We start from the raw sequence: 14,666 nt of genomic DNA on the forward strand, positions 1-14,666 counted from the left end.
CCCCGTTCCCCCGCACGGTCCGTGCGGGGGAACGGGGCCTCCTGGTGCGTCCGGGCGCGCCGGGACGGTACGGTCGTGCGGAGCCGGTGACCGGCTCGCGCCTCCCGGCGCGGCACGCGCGGGAGCAGCCGGCTTGAAGGAGAACGGGGAACGCTGTGAGCGATCCGAATCCGTACGCGGACGACTCATACAAGTGGGGTCCGCCCCAGCCGCCGGGCAACCCGCCCACCGTGCCGGACGGTTCGGGCTACGGCTACCCGGCACCGGGTGCCGCTCCGGCGTACGGCTACCCGCAGCCGCTGCCGGACGGTGCGGCGCAGCCCGGCCCCGGTTACGGCTACCCCGGTCACGGACAGCCCACCCAGCCCGGTTTCAACCTCCCCGCGCAGCAGGGCGGTGGCGGGGTGCCGATGCTGTCCCTCGGCGACATCACGGTGATGAACGACGGCATCGTGACCCCGTCCGGCACCCTGCCGCTCAAGGGTGCGGTGTGGACGGCGACCGACATGTCGCGCACGGAGGAGAAGATCCCGACCGTGGGCATCGTGCTGGCGATCGTCTTCGCGCTGTTCTGCCTCGTCGGCCTGCTGTTCCTCCTGATGAAGGAGAAGCGCACGACGGGCTTCGTGCAGATCACGGTCACCAGCGGGGGCCGGCACCACCAGACGATGATCCCCGCGACCGGGCCCGAGACCTTCCACTGGGTCATGTCGCAGGTCAACACCGCGCGTTCGATGAGCGCCTGAGCTCCGGCGCCCGTTCCCCCGCACCCTGCGCACGCACAGCGCTCCGGCAGGCAGCCGGAGCGCGGCACGGGCGCCCGGGACCGGCGGGGGCCGCCTCCCGGTTAGCCTGGGGGCGTGGTGGAGCAAGAGAGGACCGGGGCGGTCGCGGGTGGTTCCCGGCCGGCCGGAGGCGACGCGGCGGCCGGGAAGGCCAAGGCCCCGAAGAGCGAGCAGACCCGCACCCTGATCCTGGAGACGGCGCTCCGGCTCTTCGAGGAGCGGGGCTACGACCGGACGACGATGCGGGCCATCGCCCGGGAGGCCGGCGTCTCCGTCGGGAACGCCTACTACTACTTCTCGTCGAAGGAGCACCTGGTCCAGGGCTTCTACGACCGGCTGGCCGCGGAGCACGAGGCCGCGGTGCAGCCCGTGCTGGCCGGGGACCGGGACCTCGCCGTCCGTATCCGGGGGGTGCTGCTGAGCTGGCTGGAGGTGGCCGGGCCGTACCACCGCTTCGCCGCCCAGTTCTTCAAGAACGCGGCGGACCCGGACAGCCCGCTCTCGCCGTTCTCGGAGGACTCGGCCGCGGCCCGCGAGGCGGTCATCGCCCTGCACGCACGCTGCCTGTCCGGTTCCTCGGTCAAGGCGGACCCGGAACTGGCCGTACTGCTGCCGCAGTTGATGTGGCTGATGCAGATGGGCCTGGTGCTGTTCTGGGTCTACGACCGGTCCGAGGGCACGGAGCGCAGCCGCCGGCTCGTCGAGCGCACCGCGCCGATCGCCGCCCGGGCGATCGCGCTCTCCCGGTTCCGGGTGCTGCGCCCGCTCGTGCGGCAGATCCACGACCTGCTGGTGGAGTTCCTGCCGGGGGCGTCCGCGCGGGACGTCAGATCCGGCTGAGTTCCCAGAGCCGCCAGATCCCGGTGCCGTCGGAGAGGTACTGGGACCCGGACACCGACTCCTTGCTGACGACGTAGTCCTTCTTCTGCCACAGCGGGATCAGCGGGACGTCCTCGCCGACCAGTCGCTGCAGTTCCTTGAAGTCGGCCGAGGTGCGGCCGCGGTCGCTGTGCCGCTGGGTGGCGGAGATCAGCGCGTCCATCCTCGTGCTCGTGTAGCCGTTGTGCAGGGAGTTGTCACGGCCGACGAGCGGCTGGCCGAAGGTGTCCGGGTCGGGGAAGTCGGGGAGCCAGCCCAGGGTGTACGCGTCGTAGTCGCCGGCCGCGTAGCCCTTCTGGAAGGCCTGCCACTCCACGGCCTTCTCGGTGACCTTGAACAGTCCGTCCTTCTCCAGCTGGCGGACCAGCTCGGCGGACTCCTCCTTGTTGGCGTCGTCGTCGCGGTGGGCGAAGGTGAGGTGCAGCGGGAGGCTCACGCCCGCCTCCTGCATCAGCGCCTTCGCCCGTGCGGGGTCCGACTGCGGGTAGGAGTCGAAGAAGGGGGTGCTGTGCCCGATGTACCCCTGCGGGATCAGCGAGTAGAGGGGTTCGACGGTGTTGCGGTAGACCTTGGTCACCAGCGGCCCGCGGTCGATGATCCAGGCGATGGCCTGGCGGACCCTCCGGTCGGCGAGAGGTGCGCCGTCGCGGACGTTGAAGACGAGGTTGCGGGTCTCGGCGCTGTCCGCCTCGGTCACCCGCTGCTCGCTCGACCCCGGGTCGAGCTCGGCGAGCCTCTCGGCGGGGAGCTGACGGTGCGTGACGTCGACCTCTCCGGCCGCCCACGCGGCCTGGAGCGCCTCGGACCCCTCGAAGTAGCGGATGTCGACCGCGCCGCCCTTCTTCTTCAGCGCGCCCTTGTACGCGGGGTTCGGGACCAGTTCGGCGCGGACCCCGGGCTCGTACGACTTCAGGGTGTACGGGCCCGAGCCGTCGACCTGGTCGTCCGTGCGGAGCCTGTCCTTCGGGTACCGGGTGGGGTCGACGATGGAGCCGGCGCCCGTGGCCAGCTTCTGCGGGAACGTCGCGTCGCGGGCCGAGAGGTTGAACGTGATCGTGCGGCCCTCGGTGACGACGGTGTCGAGGCCGGGGAACAGCACCGACGGACCGACGTCCGCCTTGATCTTCAGCATCCGCTCGAAGGAGTACTTCACGTCCGCCGCGGTGATCGCGCGGCCGTCGGAGAACCTCAGGTCGTCCCGCAGCCTGCACTGGTACGTCTGGAGCTTCTGGCCGATGAACCCGCAGCTCTCGGCCGCGTCCGGTTCCGGCACGACCGCCCCGGGCCTGAAGGTCATCAGGGACTGGTAGAGGTTGCTGTAGATCGCCCAGGAGCCGGCGTCGTAGGCGCCCGCCGGGTCCAGCGAGGTGACCTCGTCGGAGGTGCCGATCGTGATCGGGGACCGGTCGGCCTCGTCCGAGGGGAGGAACTGCCAGGCGCCCACGCCCGCGACGACCAGAACCACCAGAACCGCGAGAATCCGCAGACGGACGAACCGCATGTGCCGCGCTCCCTTACCGACCCATACCGGCCCGCGTGCACGGAGAGGCACATCATCGCCGCATGTCGGGCTTCACTCAATCACACGATATTCACATCTGGAAGAGCGAGGGAGACGCTCACAGGTTTCGGGGTCAGGCCTGCGGGGAAACGAGCTCCACCACGGTGATGTCGGAGGGGGCGCCGACCCGTACCGGCGGCCCCCAGGCGCCCGCGCCGCGCGAGACGTACAGCTGGGTGTCGCCGTAGCGTTCGAGGCCGGCGACGGTGGGGTTGGCGAGTCCGGCCAGCAGGTTCCCGGGCCAGAGCTGGCCTCCGTGGGTGTGTCCGGACAGCTGGAGGCCGACGCCGTACTCGACGGCGTCGTCGATGACGACGGGCTGGTGGGCGAGGAGCACGGAGGCACGGCTGCGGTCGCGGTCGCCGAGCGCGCGGGCGAAGTCGGGCCCCTGGCCCTCGCTCTCCCCCGCGACGTCGTTGACCCCGGCGAGGTCGAAGCCGGCGACCTCGACGCGGGCGTTCTCCAGGGGGTGCAGTCCCAGCTCGCGTACGTGGTCGACCCATTCGGCCGCGCCGGAGAAGTACTCGTGGTTGCCGGTGACGAAGTAGCTGCCGTGCCGGGCTTCGAGGCCGGCGAGCGGCTCGGCCGCGGTGCCGAGGTCGGCGACGGAGCCGTCGACGAGGTCGCCGACGACGGCCACCAGGTCGGATCCGGTGGCGTTGATCGTGTCGACGATGCGCCGGGTGTGGGCGCGGCCCAGGATCGGGCCGAGGTGGATGTCGCTGACCACGGCGATGCGGAAGCGGTGGGCGGCACGCGGCAGCCCGGCGAGCGGCACGGTGACCCGCTTGACGCGGGGGCCGCGCAGCACTCCGTAGGCGCCCTGACCGACCGTGCCCAGGCCGGCGAGGGCGGCGGCCCCGCCGACGGCGCGGGCGACGAAGAGCCTCCGCGAGGGGTCGGCGACGGCCGGGGCGGGCGCCCCGGCGGGGGTCGCGGGCGTCTCGGCAGGGGTGGCGGGCGCGGCGGGCGCCCCGGCGGGCGCGGTGCGGTCCGCGGCGGGCGCGGTGTCCTGCGCCGTGCGTACGCCCGCCGACGCGTCCTGCGCCGTGTGCACGCCCGCCGCCGTGGCGGACCGCGCCGGCTGTCCGCCGGCCGTCGCGGTGGCCGGGTCCGCCCCGGCCGTGCGGTCCGCGGGCTCGGGGGCCGCCGGGGCCGACGCCCCGGCCCGGCGGGCGAGCGCCCGGCGCAGCAGGGGGCGGACGGCCTCGCCCACCAGCAGAGCGAGCGTCAGGTAGAGCAGGGCCGCCAGCCAGAGGTAGCCGGGCCAGGCCAGGACCTGCTGGAGCCAGAAGGGGAAGCCCGCACGGCCGGAGACGAGGGCCCCCACCGAGAGCAGCGGCAGCACGAAGGCCGCGACGGTGCCCGCACGGCGCGCGGCGCCGCCCTTCCGTGTCGTGTCACCGACCAGCCGGCGCCAGACGTACCGGTGCACGCCTGCCAGCAGCGCGAGAACCGCTGCCGCCCCGAGCACGAAGACCACTGTCACGTACGCTCCCCCGCTGAAACGATCATGTCCGGACGGTGCCCCGTGGCCCGTCCGTCATCGGCTTTCACGACGCGAAGCCCTGACACCGCGCAACCCGATGACCCCCACGGCCGTCCCCAGGAGAAACGAGGTGACGGCGAGCAGGAGATGGACCCAGAAGTAGGCGGTCGGGTCTCCCGCGTCGTCGAACGCGAGACCGCTGCCGTCCTTCCAGAGATTTTTGACAAAGGTGACCCAGATGACCCAGCTCCACGCTCCGAAGACGAGCAGGAACCAGGAAACGGGGCGGCTGAGCTTCATGGAATCAGTATCGCCGCCGCCCTCCCGACCGATCGCCCGGGGTGGGCTGTCCCAGCGGTGTGCACGGCGGGTCAGGCCATCCGGGTCTCCGGCCCCGGCAACGCCCTGTACGTTTCCGACCGTGCCTGCTCTGAAAAAGACCGTGGTGACGGTCATCTCTGCCGCATTGCTGTCCCTCTGTGTCGTGAGCCCCGCAGGGGCGGCCGACAAGGACAAGACCGAGGACGAACAGCCGAAGCCGACCGGTCCGATGTCGACCGTGGGCGGTACCCGGCTCGGCGAGGTGGGGACCCAGGTCAACCTGGGACCGGGTGCCCCGGTGCTGCCCAAGGACCTCAGCGCGCGGTCGTGGATCGTCGCCGACGCGGAGAACGGGCAGGTCCTCGCGTCGCACAACGCACACTGGCGGCTGCCGCCCGCCTCCACCCTGAAGATGCTGTTCGCCGACACGGTCCTGCCCGCGCTGCAGCCGAAGACGCTCACCCACCAGGTGACCGAGGAGGAGCTCGCCGGCGTCGGCGAGGGCAGCAGCCTGGTGGGCGTCAAGGAGGACCACTCGTACACGGTCCACGACCTGTGGCTGGGGGTGTTCCTCCGCTCCGGGAACGACGCGGTGCACGTGCTGTCCGAGATGTACGGCGGCGTCCCGGCGACGGTCGCCGCGATGCAGCGGCACGCCGAGGAGCTCCAGGCCCTGGACACCACGGTCGTCTCGCCCGACGGCTACGACGCCCCGCGCCAGGTCTCCAGCGCCTACGACCTCACCCTGTTCGCCCGCAGCGGGATGCAGAAGGCGGACTTCCGCGAGTACGCGGCCACGGCGACGGCCGAGTTCCCCGGCGAGCGGAAGAAGGGGAAGAAGCGGGAGAGCTTCGAGATCCAGAACACCAACCGGCTGATCACCGGGGACATCGGGGTGGAGCCCTACAAGGGCATCGCGGGCGTCAAGAACGGCTACACCACCCACGCGGGCAACACCTTCACGGGGATCGCCGAGCGCGACGGGAGGGTGCTCCTGGTGACGGTCATGAACCCCTCGTCGGAGGAGAGCCACGCCGTCTACAAGGAGGCCGCCGGCCTCCTCGACTGGGGCTTCGCGGCGGGCGGCAAGGTGACCCCGGTCGGTGAGCTGGTGCCGCCGAGGTCCGCCCTGCCCGACAAGGACTCCGGACCCGCGACGGGCAAGGGCCAGGAGGGGAAGGGGACGCCCGCCGCGACGGCCCACGCCGCCGCCGCCGCCGGCTCCAGCGGGGTCTGGACCGCGCTGTCGGTCGCCGGCGGGGTGCTGGTGGCCCTGGCCGCCGGAGCGTTCCTGGTCAACCGGCGCTGGCCGCTGCCCGACCTGGTGCGTCGCCTCCCCCGGCGCTGACCTCGGTGCCCTCCCCGTCCGCCGCCCCGTCCTTGCCCGGCGTCGCCGTCCAGGCGGCGCAGACGAGCAGCAGCTTCGCACTGAAGTTGATCCACAGGAGGAGGGCGATCGGCACGCCGAAGGCCCCGTACATGCTCTTCGAGGCCACGTCCCTGATGTAGCTGCCGAGCAGCAGCTTGAGCAGTTCGAAGCCGACCGCGCCGACCAGGCCGGCCACCACCAGCCGGCGGCGCGGCGGCTCCACCCCGGGCAGCAGGGTGAGGAGGTAGAGCAGGATCAGGAAGTCGGCGAGGACCGCCACGGCCACGGCCGCCACCCGGAGCAGCACACCGCCCGCGCCGTTCTCGGGGATGCCCAGGCGGTCGACCGTCCAGCCGATGGCCGTGGAGGCGACGGTGGACACGGCGAGGGTGGCGAGCACCGCCCCGCCGAGACCGACCAGGAGGCCGGCGTCCTTGATCTTGCGGACGACCGGGTTCCCCTCGTCCACGTCGTCCTTCTCCCAGACGGCCCGCAGGCAGTCCCGCATCGAGCCGATCCAGCCGATCCCGGTGAAGAGCAGCAGCGCACCGGCGACGACCCCGACCGTGCCCGCGTTGGCGACCAGGTTGTCGATGCCCAGCTGGTCCGAGATGCCGGGGACCTGGTCGGCGAGCTTGCCCTCGATCGTGTCGAGCTGCTGCGGGGAGAGCAGGGCGGCCCCGATCGCGACGCCGACCGCGATCAGGGGGAAGAGCGCCAGAAAGCTGAGGAAGGTGATCGCCGCGGCGAGCCTGGCCCAGTGGACCCGTTCCAGCGTCTCGTAGGAGCGCCAGGCGTGCGTCTCCATCAGCCGTGCGACGAGCGGCCCGATGACGGGAAGGTTTTTCAGCCAGTCCATTCCCTACGCGTACCCCTCGGCGCGCAGAAAACCGGGGTGTGCGGCGACCTGGATCAGCAATCACCCATTTCGGTGAGTGCTGTAACAAATCCACCAAATGGGTTTTGCCGGGCGATACGGTCTCGATCGTGTCCGCCGACGCGGCGTCCTCACCGGTGGACGCCTGCCGGTCCGCCCCGCCTTCCCCCTTGGAGCCAGCCCGTGAAGGACGCCTTCGGTGCCCCGCAGTCCCTGCTCGTCCTCGGCGGTACCTCGGAGATCGCCCTGGCCACCGCGCGGCGGCTGATCGCCCGCCGCACCCGGACCGTGCACCTGGCCGGACGGCCCTCCCCCGCCCTGGAGCGGGCCGCCGCGGAGCTGCGCGGGCTGGGCGCCGACGTCCGCACCGTCGCCTTCGACGCGCTCGACTCCGGCACGCACGAGGAGGTGCTCGGGAGGCTGTTCGCCGAGGCGGACATCGACATGGTGCTGCTGGCCTTCGGTGTCCGGGGCGACCAGGCGCGGGACGAGGAGGAACCCCTCTCCGCGGTGCGGGTGGCGCAGACGAACTACACGGGGGCGGTCTCCGCCGGGCTGGTGTGCGCCGGGGCGCTCCAGGCGCAGGGGCACGGGTCCCTGGTGGTGCTGTCCGCGGCGGCCGGCGAACGCGCCCGCCGCACCGACTTCATCTACGGCTCCAGCAAGGCGGGCCTGGACGTCTTCGCCCAGGGGCTCGGCGACGCGCTGCACGGGACGGGCGTGCACGTGATGGTCGTACGCCCCGGCGTCGTGCGGTCACGGGCCACGGCGGGGCGTGAGGAGGCGCCGCTCACCACGACCCCGGACGCGGTCGCGGAGGCGATCGTCGCGGGGCTGGGGCGGCGCGCGGAGACGGTGTGGGTGCCCGGTGCGCTGCGGGTGGTGATGTCGGCGCTGCGGCACGTGCCGCGCCCGCTGTTCCGCCGGCTGCCGGTGCGGTAGGGCGCGGGGCCCGGGGCGGGCCGCCGGAGGGGTGCGCCGGGCACCCGGTGCCGGGTCGGGCCCTCCTCGGGGGGTACGGGCTCAGGTGCGCAGCGACGGCCGGTCCACGGAGTTCCCTCCTTGGGCCGGCACGGCGGGCGCGCCCTCCCCGCCGCCGAACGGGAACTCGTTGATCTTGCGCCAGACGGCGTCCTGGCCCTGTTCGTACAGGGCGAAGGAACCGCAGGTCCAGGCGGCCTCGTAGGCGGAGAGCTCCTCGTACGCCCGGTCCATGGCCTCCTCGGCGATGCTGTGCGCCACGGTGACGTGCGGGTGGTACGGGAACTGCAGCTCGCGCACCAGGGGGCCCGAGTCCTCCCGGATCCGCTTCTGGAGCCAGGAGCAGGCCGAGGCGCCCTCGACGACCTGGACGAAGACGACCGGCGACAGCGGGCGGAAGGTGCCGGTGCCGGAGAGCCGCATCGGGAAGGGGCGGCCGGCCGTGGCGATCTGCGAGAGGTGGGTCTCGATCGCGGGCAGGTCGGCCGCCTCGGCCTCGGTCGGCGGAAGGAGGGTGACGTGGGTGGGGATGCCGTGCGCGGCAGGGTCTCCGAAGCCCGCGCGCCGCTCCTGGAGCAGGCTGCCGTGAGGCTCCGGGACCGCGATCGAAACGCCAAGCGTTACGGTCCCCACATCGTTCTCCTTCTTCGACGGTGGCATCGGTCGTGCCGACGCCAGTGTGGCCCCTGGGGACGCCGTATCGCCAGGGTCCTTGGACTCAGTGCTTCGCGGGCAGAAGACCCATCCGGTCGTAGGTCCGGGCGAGCGTCTCGGCCGCGACGGTCCTGGCCTTCTCGGCTCCCTTGGCCAGCAGGGCGTCCAGGGTCTCCGGGTCGTCCAGGTACTCCTGGGTCCGGGTGCGGAACGGAGTGACGAACTCCACCATGACCTCGGCGAGGTCGGTCTTGAGCGCGCCGTAGCCCTTGCCCTCGTACGTCTGCTCCAGATCGGAGACGGCCGTGCCCGTCAGGGTGGAGTAGATGGTCAGGAGGTTGCTGACGCCGGGCTTCTTCTCGGCGTCGTAGCGGATCACGGTGTCCGTGTCGGTGACCGCGCTCCTGACCTTCTTGGCGGTGGCCTTCGGGTCGTCGAGGAGGTTGATCAGGCCCTTCGGTGTGGACGCCGACTTGCTCATCTTGACCGCCGGGTCCTGGAGGTCGTAGATCTTCGCCGTCTCCTTGAGGATGTACGGCGCCGGGATCGTGAACGTCGGGCCGAAGCGGCCGTTGAACCGCTCGGCGAGGTCCCGGGTGAGCTCGATGTGCTGACGCTGGTCCTCGCCGACCGGCACCTGTTCGGCCTGGTACAGCAGGATGTCGGCGACCTGGAGGACCGGGTAGGTGAAGAGGCCCACGGTCGCCCGGTCGGCGCCCTGCTTGGCGGACTTGTCCTTGAACTGCGTCATGCGGGAGGCCTCGCCGAAACCGGTGAGGCAGTTCATGATCCAGCCGAGCTGAGCGTGTTCGGGGACGTGGCTCTGGACGAAGAGCGTGCACCGCTCCGGGTCGAGCCCGGCCGCCAGCAACTGGGCTGCGGCGAGCCGGGTGTTGGCGCGGAGTTCCTTCGGGTCCTGCGGCACGGTGATCGCGTGCAGGTCCACCACCATGTAGAAGGCGTCGTGGGACTCCTGCAGCGCCACCCACTGGCGGACCGCACCGAGGTAGTTGCCGAGGTGGAACGAGCCTGCGGTGGGCTGGATTCCGGAGAGCACACGGGGTCGATCAGAGGCCATGCACTCATTGTCTCAGGTGCGGAACCGATCTTCGGCAACCGGTGGAGGAAAGATCCGCGGCCGCGGGAGGGGCCCGAGCCGGGACCTGAGGAGGCCCGCACCGGTGACGGCGGGGCGCGGGGGCGCCGGCGTGCGCGCCGGGGGAATGAGACGAAGAACACGGTCCGCGCGGGCGCCGGCGGGGCGTGAGACACGTCACGGGGGCGCCCGGGACCGCCGGCCCGTCGGGTACCGGGTGCGCGGGCGCGCCGCGGACCGGGCCGGTGGCGGGGCGCGCCGGGCGGCGAAGGTTTCCCCGTCCTGAATCCGACCGACGATACAAAGTGGGGCACCACCCCCGCCCCCTCCGCACGACGAACGGAGATCCCGTGTCGACCACGGACACCGCCATCGCCTCCGCCGAGGCGCACAGCGCGCACAACTACCACCCGTTGCCGGTCGTCGTCGCCTCGGCGGACGGCGCCTGGATGACCGATGTCGAGGGGGACCGCTACCTCGACCTGCTGGCCGGCTACTCGGCGCTCAACTTCGGGCACGGCAACCGGCGGCTGATCGACGCGGCGAAGGCCCAGCTGGACCGGGTGACGCTCACCTCCCGCGCCTTCCACCACGACCGGTTCGCCGCGTTCTGCACGGAGCTCGCCGAGCTGTGCGGCATGGAGATGGTCCTCCCGATGAACACCGGGGCGGAGGCCGTGGAGACGGCGGTGAAGACGGCCCGCAAGTGGGGCTACCGGGTGAAGGGCGTCCCCGACGGGATGGCCAAGATCATCGTGGCCGCGGACAACTTCCACGGCCGGACCACCACGATCGTCAGCTTCTCCACCGACCCGGAGGCGCGGGCCGACTTCGGCCCGTACACCCCGGGGTTCGAGATCGTGCCGTACGGGGATCTCACCGCGCTCGCCGGGGCGATGACGGAGAACACGGTCGCGGTGCTGATGGAGCCGATCCAGGGCGAGGCCGGGGTGCTGGTGCCGCCGGCGGGCTATCTGGCGGGGGTGCGGGAGATGACCCGGGAGCGGAACGTCCTGTTCATCGCCGACGAGATCCAGTCGGGCCTGGGCCGCACGGGCCGTACCTTCGCGTGTGAGCACGAGGGGGTCGTGCCCGACATGTACGTGCTCGGCAAGGCCCTGGGCGGGGGTGTCGTGCCCGTCTCCGCCGTCGTGTCCTCCGCGGCGGTCCTCGGCGTCTACCGGCCGGGCGAGCACGGATCCACCTTCGGCGGCAATCCGCTGGCCTGCGCGGTCGGCCTGGAGGTCGTCGCGATGCTGCGCACCGGCGAGTTCCAGCAGCGTGCCGCGGAGCTGGGCGAGCATCTGCACGCCGAGCTCGGTCTGCTGGCCGGCGGCGGCGCGGTGCGGGCCGTGCGGGGCCGGGGCCTGTGGGCGGGCGTCGACATCTCGCCCGAGCTCGGCACGGGCCGGGAGATCTCGGAGAAGCTGATGCGGCGCGGTGTCCTGGTGAAGGACACCCACGGCTCCACGATCCGCATCGCCCCGCCGCTGGTGATCAGCAAGGAGGACCTGGACTGGGGACTGGCCCGGCTCCGCGAGGTACTGGCCGCCGGCTGAGCCCGGTGCGGCGGAGCCGGCGGCGTCCGCGGCCCTCGGGCGGTCCGGGAGTCCGGCCGGCGGGGCCGGTGGCTCAGAGGATGACGTGGGGCAGGAAACGGGCGTACTCGTCGGTGACCAGCCCCGCCGACTCCCTGATGCCGAGCCCGGCGGACTCGTCGCCGACCACCCAGGCGCCGAGCACCACACGGTTGCCGTCGAAGTCGGCCAGCGGCGCCAGCTCCTGGTAGCAGCAGGGCTCGTCACGCAGCACTGCGGGGCTGCCAGGGCCGTGGACGGCGACACCGGCGCCCTCACGGCCGAGCAGCGGCTTGGAGACGTATCCGGCGCCGTCCGGGCCGGCCAGTTCACGGGGGCCGTCGAGGTAGGCGGGGAGGAGGTTGGGGTGGCCCGGGTACAGCTCCCAGAGGACGGCCAGCAGGGCCTTGTTGGAGAGGAGCATCTTCCAGGCGGGCTCGATCCAGCAGGTGCTGCCGGTGCCGCCGCCGTTGTCCAGGGTGTCCAGCACGTGCGGTCCGAAGCGGTCCGTCGTCAGCCATTCCCACGGGTAGAGCTTGAAGCAGCTGCGGACGAAGCGGAGCCGCTCGTCGACGAAGCGCCCGGCCAGCCGGTCCCAGCCGATCCGTTCGACGGACAGCGCCTCGGTGTCGATCCCGGCCTGGGCGGCGGTCTCCCGCAGGTACGCCACCGTCATCAGGTCCTCGCCGAGCTCGTCGCCGTCGGAGTGGGCGAAGTGCAGGGGGCCCGGCGGCAGCAGCGGGGCCTGCCGCCGCCACGCGTCGACGAGACGTTCGTGCAGGGAGTTCCACTGGTCGGCGCCCGGGAAGCGGTCCTCCATCCAGAACCACTGGGGGCTCGCGGCCTCCACCAGCGAGGTGGGGGTGTCCGCGTTGTACTCCAGCATCCTGGCCGGACCGGTCCCGTCGTACCGGAGGTCGAACCGGCCGTAGAGGGAGGGGAGTTCGGCGCGGCGCCGCCAGGACTCGGCGACCAGGCCCGCGAGCCGCGGGTCGGTGATGCCGAGGTCGGCGAAGCGGTCGTGCTCCACGATGTGCGCGGCGGCGGCCAGGCACATCGTGTGCAGCTCCTCCACGACCTCTTCGAGCGCCTCGACCTCGGGCAGCGAGAAGACGTAGTAGGCGCTCTCGTCCCAGTAGGGGCGCAGGGATCCGTCCGGGTGGCGGGTCAGGGGGTAGATCAGGCCCTGTTCCTCGACGGTCTCCTGCCAGCCGGGGCGCGGTGCGGTGACGCGGCGTTCCACGGGGGCGTCAGCCGCCGCTGGAGCGGGAGGACCCGAACCCGCCGCGGTCGACCGCGGACTTGTCGAAACTTCCGCCGGACACGCGGTTCTTGTGGCTGCTGCCGCCGTAGTAGTAGGACCCGCTGCCGCGGCCGTCCTCGCACTCGTACCGGGGCAGGATCTCCTGGGTCACCCGGTCGACGCACCGCCGGTCCGGTTCCGAGCCGCACGCGGTGAGCGTCGCCGCCAGTACGCCCATGCCGCCGAGCACCACGGTGCCCGACCTCAGCTTGCGCCTGTCCATGTGCTGTTCTCCCCCGTCGTGGCCCAAGAGCCGGTGGTCGCCCACCCGCGCACTGCCAGTCAGATTAGATGCAAGGACTCTCCGGCTGGAACCCGGTGCCGTCCGCTCTCCGCGTCCGCCTCATGCCCCGTCCTCCGGCAGCACCCGGCAGAGGGCGTCCAGCGCGCCCGCCCAGCCGCTCTCCGACGGTGTGCCGTAGCCGATGACCAGCCCGTCCCGGCCCGGACCGGCGTCCGGGTGCCGGAAGCGCGACAGCCGCTCCAGCGCGAGCCCCTGCCAGGCGGCGGCCTGGACGACCGGTCCCTCCGTCCCGTCGGGCAGTTCGAGCACGGCGTGCAGCCCCGCCGCGATGCCGCTGACCCGGAAGCCCGGTGCCCGTGCGGCGAGTGCCGCGACGAGCTGGTCGCGGCGGCGCCGGTAGCGCAGCCGCACGGCCCGTACGTGCCGGTCGTAGGCCCCCGAGGCGATGAACTCCGCGAGGGTCAGCTGGTCCGGCGCCCCGGTCATCCGGTCGAAGCCGCCCTTCGCCGCGCACACCTCCTCCACCAGGGCCTCCGGCAGCACCATCCAGCCCAGTCGCAGCCCGGGTGCCAGCGACTTGCTGGCCGTCCCGAGGTGGACGACCCGTTCCGGATCGAGTCCCTGGAGCGCGCCCACCGGCTGGCGGTCGTAGCGGAACTCTCCGTCGTAGTCGTCCTCCAGGACCAGTCCGCCCGAGGACCGCGCCCAGTCGACCGCCTCGGCCCTCCGGTCGGGATGGAGCGGGACGCCCGTGGGGAACTGGTGGGCGGGGGTGAGCAGCACCGCGCCGACCCCCGGCATCCCGCGCAGTGTCCCGGTGGCGGCCCCGAGGGCGTCGACCGGGACGCAGGGGGTGCGCAGACCGGCCTCGGCCAGGAGGTTCCGGTGGATGTCCAGTCCGTACGACTCGACGGCGGCCGCCCGCACCCCGCGGCGGCGCAGCACCGTGCCGATCAGTGCGAGCCCGTGCACGAACCCGGAGCAGATCACGAGGCGTTCGGGGTTCGCGTACACCCCGCGGGCCCGTGCCAGGTAGTCCGCGAGGGCGGTCCGCAGCTCGATGCGGCCCTGCGGGTCGTCGTACCCGAAGGCCGTGTCGGGGGCGGCGGCGAGGGCGCGCCGGGCGGCCTTCAGCCACTCGGCGCGGGGGAAGGAGGAGAGGTCGGGCGATCCCGGCAGCAGGCTGTGCACGGGGCGGCGCACCGGCCTGGCCCTCGCTCCCCTCGCGACGGGCCCCGGTGCCGCGGCCCGCCGGGCGACTCTGGTGCCCGAGCCCTGACGCGCGGTCAGCCAGCCCTCGGCCACCAGCTCGGCATAGGCGTCGGCGACCGTGTTGCGGGCGACCCCGAGGTCCGCGGCGAGCGTCCGGGAGGAGGGCAGCCGGGTGCCGGGGGCCAGGCGCCCGGTCCGTACGGCCTCCCGCAGCGCGTTCATCAGCCCGTTGCGCAGACCGGTGCCGACCGGTTCGATGTGCAGGTCGACGCCGAAAGCGGCCCAGGAATCCGTCATGGAAATGGACCATACCGGCGC

The 14,666-nt window shown here is 72.6% G+C and carries 14 protein-coding genes; 5 read left to right on the plus strand and 9 right to left on the minus strand.

Annotated features, from left to right (window positions below; all coding sequences use genetic code 11):
• The first annotated feature begins 155 nt into the window (after positions 1 to 155).
• On the plus strand, positions 156 to 746 hold the full coding sequence (locus ABZ172_RS28285) for a hypothetical protein (RefSeq protein WP_356887882.1): 591 nt from the start codon (positions 156 to 158) through the stop codon (positions 744 to 746).
• Positions 747 to 968: 222 nt separating this feature from the next.
• Entirely contained in the window at positions 969 to 1,625 is a 657-nt protein-coding gene (locus ABZ172_RS28290) for a TetR family transcriptional regulator (protein WP_356887928.1), read from the plus strand.
• Here ABZ172_RS28290 and ABZ172_RS28295 read toward each other — a convergent pair.
• The 3 genes from ABZ172_RS28295 to ABZ172_RS28305 form a co-directional block, all read right to left on the minus strand.
• Positions 1,612 to 3,165: an ABC transporter substrate-binding protein gene (locus tag ABZ172_RS28295; RefSeq protein ID WP_356887884.1), complete on the minus strand. Its 1,554-nt coding sequence runs from the start codon at positions 3,163 to 3,165 to the stop codon at positions 1,612 to 1,614. The two genes, ABZ172_RS28290 and ABZ172_RS28295, sit on opposite strands and share 14 nt — an antisense overlap.
• 133 nt (positions 3,166 to 3,298) lie before the next feature.
• A complete protein-coding gene (locus ABZ172_RS28300) occupies positions 3,299 to 4,714 on the minus strand; it encodes a metallophosphoesterase (RefSeq protein WP_356887886.1) in 1,416 nt (471 codons plus the stop codon).
• Positions 4,715 to 4,768: 54 nt separating this feature from the next.
• Positions 4,769 to 5,014, minus strand: a complete 246-nt coding sequence (locus ABZ172_RS28305; protein WP_356887888.1) for a hypothetical protein — start codon at positions 5,012 to 5,014, stop codon at positions 4,769 to 4,771.
• Positions 5,015 to 5,135: 121 nt separating this feature from the next.
• Here ABZ172_RS28305 and ABZ172_RS28310 point away from each other — a divergent pair, with 121 nt between their 5' ends.
• Positions 5,136 to 6,383, plus strand: coding sequence for a D-alanyl-D-alanine carboxypeptidase (locus tag ABZ172_RS28310; protein ID WP_356887890.1), 1,248 nt, complete (start codon positions 5,136 to 5,138; stop codon positions 6,381 to 6,383).
• Here ABZ172_RS28310 and ABZ172_RS28315 read toward each other — a convergent pair.
• Positions 6,331 to 7,263, minus strand: a complete 933-nt coding sequence (locus tag ABZ172_RS28315) for a YihY/virulence factor BrkB family protein (protein ID WP_356887892.1) — start codon at positions 7,261 to 7,263, stop codon at positions 6,331 to 6,333. The genes ABZ172_RS28310 and ABZ172_RS28315 overlap by 53 nt on opposite strands.
• A gap of 201 nt (positions 7,264 to 7,464) precedes the next feature.
• Here ABZ172_RS28315 and ABZ172_RS28320 point away from each other — a divergent pair, with 201 nt between their 5' ends.
• Complete coding sequence (locus ABZ172_RS28320; protein WP_356887894.1) at positions 7,465 to 8,223, plus strand: decaprenylphospho-beta-D-erythro-pentofuranosid-2-ulose 2-reductase; 759 nt, start codon at positions 7,465 to 7,467, stop codon at positions 8,221 to 8,223.
• 81 nt (positions 8,224 to 8,304) lie between these two features.
• Here the strand turns inward: ABZ172_RS28320 and ABZ172_RS28325 are convergent, their stop codons facing one another.
• Positions 8,305 to 8,895 carry a 2'-5' RNA ligase family protein gene (locus ABZ172_RS28325; RefSeq protein WP_356887896.1) on the minus strand — a complete coding sequence of 197 codons (591 nt, stop codon included), beginning with the start codon at positions 8,893 to 8,895 and terminating at the stop codon, positions 8,305 to 8,307.
• Positions 8,896 to 8,980: 85 nt separating this feature from the next.
• Positions 8,981 to 9,994 carry a tryptophan--tRNA ligase gene (trpS, locus tag ABZ172_RS28330; protein ID WP_356887898.1) on the minus strand — a complete coding sequence of 338 codons (1,014 nt, stop codon included), beginning with the start codon at positions 9,992 to 9,994 and terminating at the stop codon, positions 8,981 to 8,983.
• 368 nt (positions 9,995 to 10,362) lie between these two features.
• Between trpS and rocD the strand changes: the two genes are divergently transcribed.
• Positions 10,363 to 11,571, plus strand: coding sequence for an ornithine--oxo-acid transaminase (rocD, locus tag ABZ172_RS28335; protein ID WP_356887900.1), 1,209 nt, complete (start codon positions 10,363 to 10,365; stop codon positions 11,569 to 11,571).
• A 73-nt stretch (positions 11,572 to 11,644) separates the two neighbouring features.
• On the opposite strand, the gene ABZ172_RS28340 is transcribed toward rocD, so the two are convergent.
• The 3 genes from ABZ172_RS28340 to ABZ172_RS28350 all read right to left on the minus strand — a co-directional run bounded on the left by ABZ172_RS28340 (position 11,645) and on the right by ABZ172_RS28350 (position 14,645).
• Complete coding sequence (locus ABZ172_RS28340) at positions 11,645 to 12,832, minus strand: glutathionylspermidine synthase family protein (protein ID WP_356887902.1); 1,188 nt, start codon at positions 12,830 to 12,832, stop codon at positions 11,645 to 11,647.
• A gap of 7 nt (positions 12,833 to 12,839) precedes the next feature.
• Entirely contained in the window at positions 12,840 to 13,115 is a 276-nt protein-coding gene (locus tag ABZ172_RS28345; RefSeq protein WP_356887904.1) for a hypothetical protein, read from the minus strand.
• 120 nt (positions 13,116 to 13,235) lie between these two features.
• Complete coding sequence (locus ABZ172_RS28350) at positions 13,236 to 14,645, minus strand: PLP-dependent aminotransferase family protein (protein WP_356887906.1); 1,410 nt, start codon at positions 14,643 to 14,645, stop codon at positions 13,236 to 13,238.
• Positions 14,646 to 14,666: the final 21 nt, after the last annotated feature.

This window comes from Streptomyces sp. NPDC006296, assembly GCF_040613235.1.
In the GTDB taxonomy this organism is placed as follows: Bacteria; Actinomycetota; Actinomycetes; order Streptomycetales; family Streptomycetaceae; genus Streptomyces.

Coding starts and splice junctions, on each gene's coding strand:
- ABZ172_RS28295 (WP_356887884.1), bottom strand. CDS start 3,165: ATGCGGTTCGTCCGTCTGCGGATTCTCGCGGTTCTGGTGGTTCTGGTC.
- ABZ172_RS28305 (WP_356887888.1), bottom strand. CDS start 5,014: ATGAAGCTCAGCCGCCCCGTTTCCTGGTTCCTGCTCGTCTTCGGAGCG.
- ABZ172_RS28315 (WP_356887892.1), bottom strand. CDS start 7,263: ATGGACTGGCTGAAAAACCTTCCCGTCATCGGGCCGCTCGTCGCACGG.
- trpS (WP_356887898.1), bottom strand. CDS start 9,994: ATGGCCTCTGATCGACCCCGTGTGCTCTCCGGAATCCAGCCCACCGCA.
- ABZ172_RS28345 (WP_356887904.1), bottom strand. CDS start 13,115: ATGGACAGGCGCAAGCTGAGGTCGGGCACCGTGGTGCTCGGCGGCATG.
- ABZ172_RS28350 (WP_356887906.1), bottom strand. CDS start 14,645: ATGACGGATTCCTGGGCCGCTTTCGGCGTCGACCTGCACATCGAACCG.